16 protein-coding genes and 1 pseudogene are annotated in these 14,338 nt (G+C 72.6%); 10 read left to right on the top strand and 7 right to left on the bottom strand.

The genetic code is table 11. The features are described 5' to 3' along the window. Positions 1 to 131 precede the first annotated feature (131 nt). Positions 132 to 1,724, top strand: coding sequence for an acyl-CoA dehydrogenase family protein (locus Ade02nite_RS45790; protein WP_203777716.1), 1,593 nt, complete (start codon positions 132 to 134; stop codon positions 1,722 to 1,724). 131 nt (positions 1,725 to 1,855) lie between these two features. After that, entirely contained in the window at positions 1,856 to 2,074 is a 219-nt protein-coding gene (locus Ade02nite_RS45795) for a hypothetical protein (protein ID WP_203777717.1), read from the top strand. Between the two features lie 164 nt (positions 2,075 to 2,238). On the opposite strand, the gene Ade02nite_RS45800 is transcribed toward Ade02nite_RS45795, so the two are convergent. After that, on the bottom strand, positions 2,239 to 2,643 hold the full coding sequence (locus tag Ade02nite_RS45800) for a hypothetical protein (RefSeq protein ID WP_203777718.1): 405 nt from the start codon (positions 2,641 to 2,643) through the stop codon (positions 2,239 to 2,241). 204 nt (positions 2,644 to 2,847) lie between these two features. After that, a complete protein-coding gene (locus Ade02nite_RS45805; protein ID WP_203777719.1) occupies positions 2,848 to 4,317 on the bottom strand; it encodes an ATP-binding protein in 1,470 nt (489 codons plus the stop codon). 102 nt (positions 4,318 to 4,419) lie between these two features. Here Ade02nite_RS45805 and Ade02nite_RS50065 point away from each other — a divergent pair. Continuing rightward, positions 4,420 to 4,659: pseudogene (locus tag Ade02nite_RS50065) on the top strand (helix-turn-helix domain-containing protein); the annotation flags it as partial. Positions 4,660 to 4,765: 106 nt separating this feature from the next. On the opposite strand, the gene Ade02nite_RS45815 reads toward Ade02nite_RS50065, so the two are convergent. Next, on the bottom strand, positions 4,766 to 5,455 hold the full coding sequence (locus tag Ade02nite_RS45815; protein WP_203777720.1) for a GAP family protein: 690 nt from the start codon (positions 5,453 to 5,455) through the stop codon (positions 4,766 to 4,768). A gap of 123 nt (positions 5,456 to 5,578) precedes the next feature. Here Ade02nite_RS45815 and Ade02nite_RS45820 point away from each other — a divergent pair, with 123 nt between their 5' ends. Genes Ade02nite_RS45820 through Ade02nite_RS45840 form a run of 5 tightly spaced genes read left to right on the top strand, consistent with a single transcriptional unit; the run spans position 5,579 to position 8,859 of the window. Then, positions 5,579 to 6,721, top strand: a complete 1,143-nt coding sequence (locus Ade02nite_RS45820; protein WP_203777721.1) for a sensor histidine kinase — start codon at positions 5,579 to 5,581, stop codon at positions 6,719 to 6,721. After that, positions 6,718 to 7,383 (top strand): response regulator, encoded by a 666-nt coding sequence (locus tag Ade02nite_RS45825; protein ID WP_203777722.1) that lies wholly within the window; start codon positions 6,718 to 6,720, stop codon positions 7,381 to 7,383. Before Ade02nite_RS45820 ends, Ade02nite_RS45825 begins: the two co-directional genes overlap by 4 nt. Before the next feature lie 43 nt (positions 7,384 to 7,426). Continuing rightward, on the top strand, positions 7,427 to 7,768 hold the full coding sequence (locus Ade02nite_RS45830) for an ArsR/SmtB family transcription factor (protein WP_203777723.1): 342 nt from the start codon (positions 7,427 to 7,429) through the stop codon (positions 7,766 to 7,768). A 3-nt stretch (positions 7,769 to 7,771) separates the two neighbouring features. Beyond that, positions 7,772 to 8,239, top strand: coding sequence for an SRPBCC family protein (locus Ade02nite_RS45835; protein ID WP_203777724.1), 468 nt, complete (start codon positions 7,772 to 7,774; stop codon positions 8,237 to 8,239). Continuing rightward, positions 8,239 to 8,859, top strand: a complete 621-nt coding sequence (locus tag Ade02nite_RS45840) for a dihydrofolate reductase family protein (RefSeq protein WP_203777725.1) — start codon at positions 8,239 to 8,241, stop codon at positions 8,857 to 8,859. The genes Ade02nite_RS45835 and Ade02nite_RS45840 overlap by 1 nt, the downstream gene beginning before the upstream one ends. A gap of 53 nt (positions 8,860 to 8,912) precedes the next feature. Here Ade02nite_RS45840 and Ade02nite_RS45845 read toward each other — a convergent pair whose 3' ends face one another. Further along, complete coding sequence (locus Ade02nite_RS45845) at positions 8,913 to 10,283, bottom strand: APC family permease (RefSeq protein WP_239169549.1); 1,371 nt, start codon at positions 10,281 to 10,283, stop codon at positions 8,913 to 8,915. Between the two features lie 103 nt (positions 10,284 to 10,386). Here Ade02nite_RS45845 and Ade02nite_RS45850 point away from each other — a divergent pair, with 103 nt between their 5' ends. Then, positions 10,387 to 10,830 (top strand): universal stress protein, encoded by a 444-nt coding sequence (locus tag Ade02nite_RS45850; protein ID WP_203777727.1) that lies wholly within the window; start codon positions 10,387 to 10,389, stop codon positions 10,828 to 10,830. On the opposite strand, the gene Ade02nite_RS45855 is transcribed toward Ade02nite_RS45850, so the two are convergent. Both Ade02nite_RS45855 and Ade02nite_RS45860 read right to left on the bottom strand, forming a co-directional pair. Further along, positions 10,827 to 11,192, bottom strand: a complete 366-nt coding sequence (locus Ade02nite_RS45855) for a hypothetical protein (RefSeq protein ID WP_203777728.1) — start codon at positions 11,190 to 11,192, stop codon at positions 10,827 to 10,829. The two genes, Ade02nite_RS45850 and Ade02nite_RS45855, sit on opposite strands and share 4 nt — an antisense overlap. Before the next feature lie 224 nt (positions 11,193 to 11,416). Further along, positions 11,417 to 11,956, bottom strand: coding sequence for a pyridoxamine 5'-phosphate oxidase family protein (locus Ade02nite_RS45860; RefSeq protein ID WP_203777729.1), 540 nt, complete (start codon positions 11,954 to 11,956; stop codon positions 11,417 to 11,419). 45 nt (positions 11,957 to 12,001) lie between these two features. Here Ade02nite_RS45860 and Ade02nite_RS45865 point away from each other — a divergent pair, with 45 nt between their 5' ends. Then, positions 12,002 to 12,829: a DUF1028 domain-containing protein gene (locus Ade02nite_RS45865; protein ID WP_203777730.1), complete on the top strand. Its 828-nt coding sequence runs from the start codon at positions 12,002 to 12,004 to the stop codon at positions 12,827 to 12,829. Here Ade02nite_RS45865 and Ade02nite_RS45870 read toward each other — a convergent pair. Next, a complete protein-coding gene (locus Ade02nite_RS45870; protein WP_239169550.1) occupies positions 12,815 to 14,284 on the bottom strand; it encodes a nucleoside-diphosphate sugar epimerase/dehydratase in 1,470 nt (489 codons plus the stop codon). The two genes, Ade02nite_RS45865 and Ade02nite_RS45870, sit on opposite strands and share 15 nt — an antisense overlap. Positions 14,285 to 14,338: the final 54 nt, after the last annotated feature.

A 14,338-nucleotide genomic window follows, 5' to 3' on the forward strand; every position in this document is an offset into this window, starting at 1 on the left:
CTCGACGCAAGCCCGTGCCCCGCAACGACGACGGGGAGGCCGGCACCGCGATCGGGCACGCGGGGCACGCGGACATCCTGCGGACCGCCGGGCGATAGCGCCCGAAGTTACCGGCGGGTTACATTGCCGGGGTGACGCACGAGGTGTTCAACCAGGCGCCGCCGCTGGTGGGTTACGACGTGGCGGCCGACGCGGCTCTGCTGGCCGCGGTCGCGCGGGAGGGCGCGCCGTGGGCGGTCGGCGACCTGCACCGGCTGGGCAAGCTCGCGGGCACGGCCGAGCCGCAGCGCTGGGCCGAGGAGGCCAACCGGCACGAGCCCCGGCTGATGACCCATGACCGGTACGGGCACCGCGTCGACGAGGTCGACTTCCACCCGTCGTGGCACCGGCTCATGGAGGTCGCGGTCGCCGAGGGGCTGGCCGGCGCGCCGTGGGCCGACACCCGGCCGGGGGCCCACGTCGCCCGGGCCGCCGGGGTCTTCGTCTGGTCGCAGGTCGAGGCCGGTCACATCTGCCCGATCTCGATGACGTACGCGGTGGTGCCCGCCCTGCGCCACGACGCGCAGCTGTCGGCGCTGTACGAGCCGCTGCTCGCCGCCACGGCGTACGACCCGGGCCTGCGCGTGCCCGCCACCAAGCGCGGCCTGCTCGCCGGCATGGGCATGACCGAGAAGCAGGGCGGCTCCGACGTCCGGGCCAACACGACAAAGGCCGTTCGGTCGAGCGATGGCACGTACCGCCTCACCGGCCACAAGTGGTTCACCAGCGCGCCGATGTCCGATCTGTTCCTCGTGCTCGCGCAGGCGCCGCAGGGGCTCTCCTGCTTCCTCGTCCCGCGCGTGCTGCCGGACGGCACTCGCAACACGTTCCGCATCCAGCGCCTGAAGGACAAGCTCGGCAACCGCAGCAACGCCTCCTCCGAGCCCGAGTTCCAGGACACCGTCGCCTGGCTGGTCGGCGGGGAGGGACGCGGCGTCCGGACGATCATCGAAATGGTCGCGATGACCCGCCTCGACTGCGTGACCGGCTCCGCGTCGGGCATGCGCGCGGCGCTCAGCCAGGCCGTCCACCACGCGCGGCACCGCAGCGCGTTCGGCGGCCCGCTCGCCGGCAAGCCGGTGATGCGCAACGTCCTCGCCGACCTGGCGATCGAGTCCGAGGCCGCCACCCTGCTCGCCCTGCGCCTCGCCGGCGCCGTCGACCGGGGCGAGCAGGCGTTCAAGCGCCTCGCCATCGCCGTCGGCAAGTTCTGGGTGTGCAAGCGCCAGCCCGTCGTGGTCGGCGAGGCGCTCGAATGCCTCGGCGGCAACGGCTACGTCGAGGACTCCGGCCTGCCCCGGCTCTATCGCGACGCCCCGCTCAACTCGATCTGGGAGGGCTCGGGCAACGTCCAGGCCCTCGACGTGCTCCGGACGCTGCACAAGGAGCCGGACGCCCTGGCCGCCTTCCTCGCCGAGGCCGAGACCGCCGCGGGCGCCGACCGCCGCCTCGACGCCGCGATCAGGCAGCTGAAGGGCGAGCGGCCGGCCGAGGAGGACGCCCGCCGCGTGGCCGAGCGGATGGCGCTGGTGCTCCAGGGCTCCCTGCTCGTGCGGCACGCGCCGGCCGAGGTCGCCGACGCCTTCTGCGCGTCCCGGCTCGGCGGCGAGTGGGGTCACACCTTCGGCACGCTGCCACGCGGCACCGCCACGGCCGCGATCGTGGACCGCGCCGCGCCCGCCTGACCACCGCCGGGCACGCGCGCTGGCGTCGATCCGTCACCCGGTGAGCCGATCCGATAGGTGACACGACGTATCCGCCGGCCCCGCGGGCGGCTCATCCTGATCGGACGAGACGCAGAACCCGGGAGGTCACCGTGGGCACCACCAGCACGAAGGCGGTCTTCTCGGCCGTCACCAGTGGCATCATCGCCTTCCTGTCGTCCCTGCTCACCGCGTTGCAGGGCGAGAACACCGGCTTCGAGACCGTCACCGACGGCCAGTGGGTGACGGCCGTGCTCGCCGCCGTCGTCGCGGTCGCGGGCACCGGCGCCGTCACCTACCAGGTCCGCAACAGGGAGAAGGTGATGGTGTGACGGCGAGGCCGTGTATCGAAGGCGGCGCTGAGGGCGGAGAGGATCACGCGGGTCGTTGATCGACAGGCGGCGAGGTCTCCGGTGGACGGTTCAGCGGCAAGCAGAACCGGAGACCACCGGAGACCTCGTGGGCACCTTGACGGTGACGCGGCTTTGGTCAGCTTTCAGTCGGTGGGGTCCTTGTAGATGTACTTCTCGCAGCCGAGTCCGCCCATGTCGCAGAGGCTGGCTTGATACCAGGGGTAGGAGATCCGGTAGTGGTCGGCTACTGCGTCTGCGCTGGACGACGTCCGGTCGCAGTAGTAGATGGCGGGACCGGGGTCCGCCGACAAGATCTTGACGCAGACCTCACGACCGTTGGTTCGATGGTCGCGGACCGCGATGTCCCACGTGTGCCCGCTGATGCGCTGAATGTGCGCGGATCCCAGGGTGTAGTTGGCATCCTTGATCAACTTGACCGGATAGTCATCGATTGCCAGGGCCGGACCGGCGAGTCCGAAGATCGACGCGAGGGTGAGCGTCGTTGCCAGAGCCACCGTTCGGCGCGGCGCCGGGAGTAGTGAGGTCAAGGAATCCTCCTTCGTCGGAACGGACCGGAGGAGTGGACCGTGCCGGCGAGGTGTCCGGCCATCAGGCGGAACGGACCCGTACTGTGCGGAAGTGCCCCGAACGGCCCGAACAGCGCGCCGAACGCTCCGTGCCCGCGGAAGATCGGGGACTTCTCATCGACGCAACCCTCGTACCCACTGCCGACGACGCAACGACTCACGCCACTAGCGCGGGCCCAGCAGCTCGCGGACGCTCGCCAGGAGCTCCTCCTGGGAGATCGGGCTGACGCGGCCGCCGGTCCGCGCGTCCTCCATCGCCTTGGCCAGCTGCACCCGGCGCAGCACCTCCTTGATGTCGGCGCCGGTCATGCCGTGGCTGGCGGCGGCGAGCGCGGCCAGGTCGAGGTCGTCGGCGAACATCTGGAAGCCGGGCGCCTCGTGCGCCGCGATCAGGGCGCGGATCATCTTGCGGAAGATCTCGGCACGGCTCGCCTCGTCGGGCTTCGGGATGCTCAGCTTCACGTCGAAGCGGCCGGAGCGGATCAGCGAGTCGTCGACCCGGTGCGGGAAGTTCGTGGTCGCCACCACGATCACGTTCGGGTTCGCCTCGATGAGGTCGTTCATCTCCTGCTTGAAGATGCCGGCCACCGCGTTGATCGCCTGGCTGGCCGCGTCGCCGCCGGACCCCGCGTAGCTGATGATCGAGTCGAACTCGTCGAACAGCATCAGCGTCGGCACCCGGTAGCGCCGGGCGTCGCGGAAGATCTGCTTGATGTTGCGCTCGGACCCTCCGAGCCACTTGTCGAGGATCTCCGGGGTGCGGATCTCGCGGAAGTCGGCGCCGATCTCGTTGGCCAGCGCGCGGGAGAGCATCGTCTTGCCGGTGCCGGGCGGCCCGTACATGAGGATGCCCTGCGGGCGTTGCGCACCCCAGCGCGCCATCGACTCGGGGTGCCGGAACGACACCGCGATCTCGCGCAGCTGCCCCACCACCGCGGAGAGCCCGCCGACCATGTCGAGGGTGACGTCCTTGGTGGTGGCCTTGGTGGTCGGCAGGGTCTCGCGGCTGAGCACGAACCGGCGGCCGGCCAGCGACTCGGGCCCGGTCAGCTCGATCACCGCCTGCAGCGTCAGCCCGGCGAACGCCTGCAGATGCGCCGGGGTGACCTCGTCGCGCGGCACCTCGGCGTGCAGCCGCACGGTGGTCCCGCTCTCGTCGTACGTCACGGTGGCCTGCATGCCCACCGCGGCGTCGGCGATCGTCCCCGGCTGGCGGCTCGCCGCCGGCTTCTCCGGCTTGTCCAGACCCAGACGGCGGTACGCGGCCGCGGCCGCCGCACCCACCCCGTCCACGATGCGCGTGGCGATCGGGTCGCCGGCCTCGATGCGCTTCGCGAGCAGCAGCCCCACCGGGTCGTTGCCGAGCACCAGCCTGCGGATGCGCTCCTTGGAGAGCGGCTCGTCGGCCGTGCTGATCGCCGCCGCGAACGTGTGCACCGGCCCGCCGTCCCGGTCGGCGCTGGAGACGGTCAGGTCGACGCGCTGCACCGGCTCGGGCCAGGTCGCCCGCCGCAGCAGCTCGACCGGGTTCACCCGGGCGGCGGCCAGCACGGTGGCCGCGTCGACGAGCTCGACGGTGGCGCCCGCGTATTCGAAGGTCTCCCCGCGCGCTCGCGCGTAACCGGCGTCGGACATGCTCAGCTCCCAGTGGTGGACGGCAGTCTCGCCTCCAAGAGTGACACGCCTGTACGACACGGGCACCCGGCCCGATCCCCTAGGGGGTAGGGTCGGGGCGTGATGCTCCGCAAGCTCATCGGCCAGGTGCTCCGGCGCACGCGCATGGCCCAGGGCAAGACGCTGCGCGACGTGTCCGACCTGGCCGGGGTCTCCATCGGGCACCTGTCCGAGGTGGAGCGCGGCCGCAAGGAGCCCTCGTCGGAGCTGCTCGACGCCATCTGCCGCGCGCTCGGCCTCACCCTGTTCGACCTGCTCCTGGCCGTGCTGCGCGAGGCACAGCAGCAGCCCCAGCGCATCGACCTGCGCCAGGGCCGCTTCGAGCTGGCCGACCCGGCCCGCCGCCTCCGGCAGCAGCCCACCCGCCGGGGCGACTTCCAGCTCGCCGCCTGACCTCGCAGCCGCCCGCTCACGCGCCCATCCCGGGGAAGAGCCGGATGGCGGCGTCCCGGGCCAGCAGGAAGCCGACGATGCCGACCACCCAGCTCAGGGCGTTGCTGCGGGCCAGCCAGTCGCCGGCACGGGTCAGCAGGGGGGTGAGCAGGTCGCCGGCGGCGAGGCGGGCGGCCAGCAGGACCAGCGCGGGCAGGATCATGACGAGGCAGTAGCCGGCCATGACCAGGGCGACCGTGCCGGGGGTCAGCCCCGCGTTGGTGAGCAGGCCGATGGCGGCCAGGTAGGGCAACATCGTCGTGACCTCGGCGGCGGCCGCCGCGAGGGCCAGGCCGGCCAGGCTCGCGGCGCTGCCGTCGGTCAGGGCGCGCTCCCGCCAGCGGGCCGGCCGGCCGCCGCCCCCGCGCCTGCGGTCGAGTCGGAAGCTCAGGAAGAACAGGCCGACGCCGAGCACCAGCTGGGTCCACGACGCCGGGCGGGTGTCGAGCAGGCTCGTGATCTGCGGGAGGAAGGCGTCGGCGCCGAGCGCGACGGCCAGGCCGACCGCGAAGTAGAAGGCCGCCACCGTGCCGAGGAAGACCAGGAGGCGCACGGGTCTGACCCGGCCGGGGTGCATGAGCAGCCAGAGGGGGATCAGCAGCGTGCCGAAGCTGGTCGAGTCGATCAGGGCGAGCACGGCGAGCGAGCCGAGCAGGGCGAGGTCCATATCGGCACCGTCGCGCACGCGGGCGGGACGCGCGTCGGCGAAAGGATGACCTGCCGCGTACAACTTTGGTCTGACGCCGCGGCGCCGTGGGCGTGATGGGATGGGCGGGTGAGGGCGGCGATCGTGCGGAGGTGGCGGAGCAGCCCGGCGTTGCAGGACAGGGTGACGGCGGGGTCGACGTTCGCGGCGGGCCTGGCGCTCAACCTGGTCGGGCTGACCGATGTGTGGGTCGACCCGGGCATCGACCGGCTCGACACCGCGCCGGCGTGGTGGCACACGGTCCCGCTGGTCGTGGGCAGCGCGGCGATGCTGGTCAAGCGCGGCCGCCCGGTCCTCGCCCTGCTGATCGGCGTCGTCGCGAGCCTCGCCGACCTGGCGCTCGGCGGCAGCATCGCCATGGTGCTGGTGCTGTTCGACCTGATCTTCTCGGTGGGCCTGTTCGCCTCCGCCCGCGCCCGGCGGGCCGTGACCACCGCCGTCTTCGTGGTGATCGGCACGGCCGGGGTGGTGGGCGGGCTGGCGGCCGGGGAGTTCCGCGTCGCCGTCTTCATCGCGCTTCAGCTGACCACGCTGCTGTTCGTGCCGCTCTGGTGGTCGGCGAACGTCCGCCAGCAGCGCCGGCTGGGCGCGATGGCCGCCCAGGAGGCGGTGCTCGCCGAGCGCGCGGCGATGGCCCGCGACCTGCACGACGTCATCGCCGCCCACCTGTCCACCACCGCGCTGCATTCCGGGGCCGCGCTGGCCGCTCCCCCGGACACGGAACGCGACCGCGCCGCCCTGCGAGCCGTCCGCACGAGCAGCCTCGCCGCCCTCGAAGAGATGCGCGCCATGATCATGCTGCTGCGCGACGCGGCGCCCGCCGACCAGACGGTGCCCGGCGGCCTGGACCGGCTGCCCGCCCTGGTCGAGGCGGCGGGCGCCGACGGCCTCCGGGTGACGGCGAGCCTGCCCGACCTGGGCTCCATCCCGGTGATCGTGGCCCACACCGTCTATCGCATCGTGCACGAGGCGCTGACGAACGCCCGCAAGCACGCTCCCGCCTCGCACGTACGCCTGGAGGTGCGCCGCACCGGCGACCGGGTCGACGTCACCGTGACGAACGACCTGACACAGCCGCCGCCGCTGGACCACCGGGCACTGAGCGCCGGCACGGGCCTGCCCTCGATGCGCGAGCGCGCCGCCCTGCTCGGCGGCTCGGTGACGGCCGGCCGGGTCGGCTCGTCGTGGCGCGTGCGGGCCACCCTCCCGGTGGCGGCCGCGGCATGACGCCTGCCGAGGGCGCTCCGCCGATCCGCGTGCTGCTCGCCGACGACCATGCCGCGATCCGCGCGGGGCTGCGGCTCATGCTGGAGCAGGCCGCCGACATCGCCGTCGTGGGCGAGGCCGCCGACGGCGCGGTCGCGCTGCGCCAGGCGAGCGCGCTGCGGCCCGACGTGGTCCTCATGGACATCCGCATGCCCGGCACCGACGGCATCAGCGCGACCCGGGCCATCACCTCCGCGGGCCTCGCCGACGTGCTGATCCTGACCACCTTCGACCTCGACGACTACGTCTTCGGCGCGTTGCGCGCCGGCGCGGCGGGCTTCCTGCTCAAGTCGGTCGAGCCCGCCGACCTGATCGCCGCCGTGCGCCACGTCGCGGCGGGCGACGGCGTGATCGCCCCGTCGCTGACCCGCCGCCTCCTCGCCACCTTCGCGGCCGAGCGGCCCGCCCCGGCCCGCGACGAGCCGGCGCTCGACGGTCTCACCGCCCGCGAACGCGAGATCCTGGCGGCGCTGGGCCGCGGCCTCTCCAACGCCGACCTGGCGGCCGAGCTCTCCATCACCGAGGCCACCGCGAAGACCCACGTGTCCCGGGTCCTCGCCAAGCTCGGCTGCGCCTCCCGCGTGCAGGCCGCGATCCTCGCCAAGGAGGCCGGGCTCGCCTGATCGCCCTTGACGTTTTCCCATATCGGAAAATATCCTGGCCGCCATGGCACGAGCAGCGACGACGTCGGACGCGTTCAACGCGATCGCCGAGCCCCAGCGCCGGGACATCCTGGCGCTGCTGCGCACCGGTGAGCGGCCGGTGACCGACCTGGCCCACGAGCTGGGGATGAGCCTGCCGGGCGCGTCCAAGCACCTGCGGGTGCTCCGCGAGGTGGGGCTGGTGCGGGTCCGCGGCGTGGGAAAGCAGCGGCTGTACGGCTTGGACGCCCGCGGGCTGCGGCCGGTCCACGAGTGGGTCGGCGGGTTCGAGCGGTTCTGGAACGACAGCTTCGGCCGCCTCGACGCGTACGTGCGAGACCTCGAGCGATCACGACAGGGAGAGTGACCGATGGACGACCGGGAAATAGTGATCGAGCGGGTCATCGACGCGCCGCGCGAGCTGGTGTTCGAGGCGTTCACCGAGGTCCGGCACCTGTCGCACTGGTGGGGCCCCGAGGGGTTCACCACCACGACGCGGGCGTTCGAGTTCCGCGCCGGCGGGGTCTGGGACTTCGTCATGCACGGGCCGGACGGCACCGACTACCCTGAGTGGATCACCTGGACCGAGATCACCCCGCCGGAGCGGATCGAGCTGCTGCACGGCGAGTTCCGGGACGACCCGAACGCCTTCGCGTCGGTCCTCACCTTCGCGGCGCACGGTGCCGGCACCCACATCGTGATGCGCACGGTCTTCCCCACCAGGGAGCTGCGCGACGAGGCGGTCGAGAAGTACCACGCGATCGAGGGCGGCCGGCAGACGCTGGGCAACCTCGCCGCCTACGTCACCGAGATCGTCCGGCGGGGAGCGGAGGGCTGATGGCCGGCAAGGTGTTCTTCAGCGTGTCGATGTCGCTGGACGGCTTCATCGCGCCCGCGTCCCCCGAGGAGCTCATGGGCCGGCAGTGGCGCGAGCTCCAGGCATGGGTGTTCCCGCAGCGGTTCTTCCGGCAGAACCTGAGGTTCGGCGACGGCGGCGAGGAGGGCCGCGACAACGACATCCTGCGCGAGACGTTCGACCGCACCGGCGCGAGCGTCATGGGCAAGCGCATGTTCGACGCCGGCGAGCACGCGTGGCCCGAGGAGGCGCCGTTCCACACGCCGGTCTTCGTCGTGACCCACGAGAAGCGTGACCCGTGGGAGCGCCCGGGCGGCACCACCTTCCACTTCGTCACCGACGGCCCCGAGGCCGCCCTCGACCGGGCGCGCCAGGCCGCCGGCGACCGGGACGTCCGCATCGCCGGCGGCGCCGCGACAATCCTGCAGTATGTGAACGCCGGCCTGGTCGACGAGTTCTCGGTCGCCGTGTCCCCCGTGCTGTTCGGCGCCGGGATCCGCCTGTTCGACGGCGTGGACGCCGCCCGGGTGGCGCTGGAGCCGATCCGGTCGGAGCCGTCGCCGCGGGTCACGCACCTGACCTACGCCGTGCGGCCCCGGTAGCCGGTCAGTCCAGGCAGAGACAGGGGCGGACTCCCCGGCGCACCGGGCCGGGCTCACTCGCGCAGGTTCGTCGGGTCGAGGGTGGTCTCCTCGTGGCGCACGTAGCGGTTGTAGAGGTAGGTGATCAGCCAGAGGACGATGCCGATGACGAGCAGGATGCCGGCCACCCGGTAGTCGGCGCCCGCGCGGCCCGACAGCGGGCTCGCCAGGTAGGCGCAGGCGATCGCGCCGATCACCGGGATCACCGTGGGGGCCTTGAAGTGCTCGTGGTCGACCCGGTCGCGGCGCAGCACCAGCACCGCGATGTTGACCACGGTGAAGACGCAGAGCAGCAGCAGCGACGTCGTGCCGCCGAGCGCCGCCAGGTCGGCGAACCAGATCAGGCCGAAGGCGATCGCCGTCGTGAACAGGATGCCGACCCAGGGGGTGCGCCTCGTGCGGTGCACGCGGCCGAGGACCCGGGGAAGCACGCGCTCGTTCGCCATCCCGTACAGCAGCCGGCTCGCCATCAGCATGTTGATGAGGGCCGAATTGGCGACCGCGAACATGGTGATGAACGCGAAGATCCAGAGCGGGAAGCCGGCGGCGCCCGCCTCGACGACCTTCAGCAGCGGGGCGTCGCCCTCGCCCAGCGCCTCCGGGGCGACCAGCGCGACCGACGAGATCGACACGAGGATGTAGATGGCGCCGGTGATGCACAGGCCGGTGAGCATGACCTTCGGGAAGATGCGGACCGGGTCCTTGGTCTCCTCGGCCATGTTGACCGAGTCCTCGAAGCCCACCATCGCGAAGAAGGCCAGCGCCGTCGCCGCGGTGACCGAGAAGAACGCGCTCTCCCCCTCGGCCGGGGTGAAGTCGGTGAGCCTGCTCAGGTCGCCGTTGCCGCCGCCCAGCGCCCACGCGCCGATCCCGATCACGATCAGCAGGCCGGAGAGCTCCACGCAGGTGAGCAGGACGTTGAGCTTGACGCTCTCGCCGACGCCGCGGAAGTTGATCAGGCCGACGAGCACGATGAAGCCGAGCGCGATCGCGGTGAGCGCCGCGCCTTCCTCCCACGACAGGTCGAACGCCTCGACGAAGTTCGACGCGAACGCCTTGGAGGCGCTGGACGCGCTCGTCAGGCCGGAGCACATCACCGCGAACGTGACGATGAAGGTCAGGAAGTGGATGCCGAACGCCTTGTGCGTGTAGAGCGCCGCGCCCGCCGCCCGCGGGTACTTCGTCACCAGTTCGAGATAGCTGAACGCCGTGAGCAGCGCGACCAGGAACGCGACGAGGAACGGCAGCCACACCGCCCCGCCCACCTCGGCCGCGACCCGCCCGGTGAGCGCGTACACGCCGGTGCCCAGGATGTCGCCGACCACGAAGAGCAGGAGAAGGCCGGGCCCCATGACCCGCTTGAGGGAGGGCTGTTCCGTAGTCACCGCGTCCGCCATCCACCGAGCGTCATACAGATCGCACGATCTGTCGAGTCTCGACCGTGGACGAACTATCGACGCGTCGCGATCGCCCGGTTAGCGTCAGCGCATGCGCATCGTCGTAGCCGCCAAACCCGAAGCCGACACGCCCTGGGTCACCGACGCCGTGATCGGCCTGGCCAAGCAGACCGGCGCGACGGTCGCCGTGGTGGCCGCCGACGAGGTCGAGCTGGAACGCCTGGCCGCCGTGCCCCGCAGCGTCTTCGCCGACAAGGCGTACCAGTCGGCCTCGGCCATGGCCCAGCGCCTCGCCGAGGCCGGCATCGAGGCGAGCGTGACGGTGGTGCCGGGCCGCCCGGTGCCCGCCGTCCTCCGGTTCGCCGAGCAGCAGCAGGCCGACCTCATCGTCGCCGGCGCCAGCAGCCGCCCCGCGGTCGCCGAGCGCCTCCTCGGCAGCGTCCCCCTCGAACTGATCAAACACTCCGCCCGCCCGGTGGTCGTGGTGACCCACCCGGGCCACCCGGCGACGCAGGGGCCGGCGAGCAGCGGCTAGGAGCGGAAGAGGTTGCGGGGTACCGGGCGGGCCGGCACCCCGCCGCGCGGGCTGCCGTGGAACGACGAGCCCGGATTGTCCGATGTCCACCGGCGGCCCGGCTGGGCGGCCGACGAGGAGGAGCGGCGCTGCCGGCGCGGCTTCGGCACGACCTCGATGCGCGGCTCCAGGTGCGGGTCGAGCTGCTCGGCCGACGACACCACCACGACGCTCGCGAGGCCCTGGTCGAGCATGCGGGAGGCGGCCGGCCAGTCGCCCTGGATCAGTCCGACCACGTTGTACCGGCGGGCGGCGCAGTGTTCGAGGCAGCGGCTCGCGCTCGCGCCGTAGTTCTCCGGCCGCACGTAAATCACCGCGTTCACCACTGACCGACCCCTTCGTGTCCCCCACACCCGTCGAGCGAGATCCACTCAACCGCGCCGGTCACGTTCTGCATATCGGCTGTTATGGATAGGTGACCGGACTGATCCACCCGCATCGACCGCGATCGGCCGCATCCACACCCTCCGACCGGGTATTTCCGGTGAACACTATTGCCTTCAAGCATCTGTCCCGGAAGACTGCCGCACCCGCTTCGCGCGGCTCCTCAGGCCCCGTCCGCGGGCTGTCGGCTTCCCGACTCGGGACGGAACCGGGTCTGCGTGTAGGGCTCGCCCTTGCCGAAGGCGAGAATCTTCGCGGGGGCCAGCGCGAAGACCAGCGCCTCGTTGCCCTCGTCGCCGACGAAGACGCCGTCGCCCGCGCGGAACTCCCAGCCGTGCCGCGACTGCCACAGGGCGGCCAGCGCGGTGAGCCGGCCGGGGTCGACGACCCTGGTCACCGCACCCTCGACCACCACGTCGAGGCCCTCGCCGGCGCGGTCGGTGCCGGTGGTGACGGCGCAGTGCGGGTTGCGGGCCAGGTTCTTCGCCTTCTGCTCCCCGGCGCCCGTGCAGAAGTGCAGCGCGCCGGCGTCCCAGACGGCCGGGATCGGGGTGACGTGCGGGCGGCCGTCGGGGCGCACCGTGGCGAGCCACGAGATGGCGGCCCCCGTCAGGACGCGCTCGACGTCGCGCCAGGGCCGCGCGGTGGCGCCCGGCGAGCTGAACCGCGGGTCGAGCTCTCCTACCGGTTCCGTGTCAGCCATGGGCGGATCGTAGCCCGCGCGGGCACGCGTGTTAGAAACAGCGCCATGACCTTCTCGATCGTGGCCCGCTCGGCGGACGGCACGGCGCTCGGCGTGGCGGTGGCCAGCAAGTTCCTCGGTGTCGGCGCGGCCGTTCCGGCGGCGCTCGCCGATGTCGGGGCGGTGGCCACCCAGTCGTACGCGAACCTCGCCTACCGCCCGCAGGCGCTCGCGCTGCTCGGCACGGGCATGGCGGCGACCGAGACGGTCAAGGCGCTGATCGCCGGGGACGCCGGCCCGGTCAGCCACCGTCAGGTCGGGGTGGTCGGCCCCGACGGGCCGGGCGCCACGTTCACCGGCGACGACTGCCACCCGTGGGCGGGCGGGGTGGCCGGCGACGGCTACGCGATCCAGGGCAACATGCTCGCCGGCCCGCAGGTGGTCGGCGAGATGGAGGCGGCCTGGCGGGCGAACGCCGCGCAGAAGATCCAGTACCGCCTGCTCGGCGCGCTGCGCGCCGGTGACCTGGCCGGCGGCGACCGGCGCGGCCGGCAGAGCGCCGCGCTGCTCGTCATGGCCAAGGGCATGGGTTACGGCGGCACCAGCGACGTGCTGGTGGACCTGCGCGTCGACGACCACCCCGACCCGGTCGCCGAGCTGGCCCGGCTGCTCGAGCTGCACACCCTCTACTTCGAGCGCCCCGACCCGGCGACGCTGATCCCGCTGACCGGCGAGATCGGCGACGAGGTGCGGCGGCGGCTCGCGAGCGCCGGGCACAAGGACGACGACCTCGACGAGGCCCTGGCGAGCTGGGCGGGCGTCGAGAACCTGGAGGAGCGCATCGTGCCCGGCCGGATCGACCCGCTGGTCCTCGAGATCCTACGAGAAGCTTAGGGCGGGCACGGCGCAGAGCGAGGCGAGCGACGAGACCAGCGCCGCGGGATCGGCGTTGGCGGCCAGGTTGCGCACCGCCGCGAAGTCGAGCGGCGGCACCGGCACCTGCGAGATCAGCGGGTGGTGCGGCCGCCGGTCCTCCTCGCCGGCGCCGAAGAGCACCTCGCCGAGCTTCTCCCCCGGCCGCAGCCCGGTGTAGACGATGTCGACCGGCGCCGGCGCGAGCTCGATCATCTGCCGCGCCACGTCGGCGATGCGCACCGGGGAGCCCATCTGGAGCACCAGCGCCTCGCCGCCGCGCCCGATCGCGGCCGCCTGGATCACCAGGTGCACCGCCTCCTGGATGGTCATGAAGTAGCGGGTCACCTCCGGGTGGGTGACGGTGATCGGGCCGCCGTCGGCGATCTGGGCGCTGAACCTGTCGAACACCGAGCCGCGGCTGCCGAGGACGTTGCCGAAGCGTACGGACAGGAACGTGCCCTCGCGGTGGGCCGCCGCGTGGGCCGTCAGGCGCTCGGTGATCCGCTTCGAGTAGCCGAGCACGCTCGCCGGGTCGGCTGCCTTGTCGGTGGAGATGTTCACGAACCGCTCCACCTCCGTGGCCGCCTCCAGCACCGCGAGGGTGCCCCAGATGTTCGTCTTCACCGCCTCGCCCGGGTAGCGCTCCAGCAGCGGCAGGTGCTTGAGGGCCGCCGCGTGGAAGACGACCTCCGGCCGCCGCTCCCGGAAGATCGCGCGGATCCGGTCGACGTCGCGCAGCGAGGCCAGGATCACCGCCGGGTCGCTGAGCGTGGCCCGGGGGTCGAGCGAGAGCTGTACGGCCTGCAGCGCGCTCTCGTCGCGGTCGAGCATCATCAGCTCGGCCGGCGAGAACCGCTGGATCTGCCGGCACAGCTCGGAGCCGATCGACCCGCCCGCCCCGGTGACGAGGACCCGCTTGCCGGTCAGGTAGCCGGCGATCGCGTCCAGGTCGGTCTCGATCTGCACCCGGCCGAGCAGGTCGGTGACCCGCACCTCGCGCAGGTCGCGCACGCCGACCTCGTGGTCGAGCAGCTCGCTCATCGCCGGCACCACCAGGAACCGGGCGCCCGCCGCGTCGGCCAGGGCCCGGATGTCGCGCACGAGCGCCGCGCCGGCGTTGGAGACCGCGAAGACGACGGTGGTGGCCCCGGTCCGGGCGAGCGTGGCGGCCAGCGCGGTGCGGTCGCCCAGCACGGGCACGCCGGACACCCGGGTCCGCCGCTTGCGCGGGTCGTCGTCGAGCACCCCGACGGGCAGGTACCGGCTCCGCGGGTCGAACAGCATGCTGTGCAGCAGGTCGCGGGCCGCGCCGCCGCCGCCGAAGAGCAGGACCCGCTCCTTGAGCCCGCGCGCCGGCCGGGAACGCCAGCGCTCGTAGCGCGTGGCGAGCAAATAGAGCAGATTCTCGCCCCGGGTGTCCTTTCGCGGCCGCACAGAAGCACCTCCCGTAACACCCGCACCGGCCCTCGCTGCGAAAAAGCCTAAATG

The organism is Paractinoplanes deccanensis, from assembly GCF_016862115.1.
Classification (GTDB): Bacteria; Actinomycetota; Actinomycetes; order Mycobacteriales; family Micromonosporaceae; genus Actinoplanes; species Actinoplanes deccanensis.

Coding starts and splice junctions, on each gene's coding strand:
- Ade02nite_RS45805 (WP_203777719.1), bottom strand. CDS start 4,317: ATGTCCGACGCCGGTTACGCGCGAGCGCGCGGGGAGACCTTCGAATAC.
- Ade02nite_RS45815 (WP_203777720.1), bottom strand. CDS start 5,455: ATGGACCTCGCCCTGCTCGGCTCGCTCGCCGTGCTCGCCCTGATCGAC.
- Ade02nite_RS45825 (WP_203777722.1), top strand. CDS start 6,718: ATGACGCCTGCCGAGGGCGCTCCGCCGATCCGCGTGCTGCTCGCCGAC.
- Ade02nite_RS45830 (WP_203777723.1), top strand. CDS start 7,427: ATGGCACGAGCAGCGACGACGTCGGACGCGTTCAACGCGATCGCCGAG.
- Ade02nite_RS45835 (WP_203777724.1), top strand. CDS start 7,772: ATGGACGACCGGGAAATAGTGATCGAGCGGGTCATCGACGCGCCGCGC.
- Ade02nite_RS45840 (WP_203777725.1), top strand. CDS start 8,239: ATGGCCGGCAAGGTGTTCTTCAGCGTGTCGATGTCGCTGGACGGCTTC.
- Ade02nite_RS45850 (WP_203777727.1), top strand. CDS start 10,387: ATGCGCATCGTCGTAGCCGCCAAACCCGAAGCCGACACGCCCTGGGTC.
- Ade02nite_RS45860 (WP_203777729.1), bottom strand. CDS start 11,956: ATGGCTGACACGGAACCGGTAGGAGAGCTCGACCCGCGGTTCAGCTCG.
- Ade02nite_RS45865 (WP_203777730.1), top strand. CDS start 12,002: ATGACCTTCTCGATCGTGGCCCGCTCGGCGGACGGCACGGCGCTCGGC.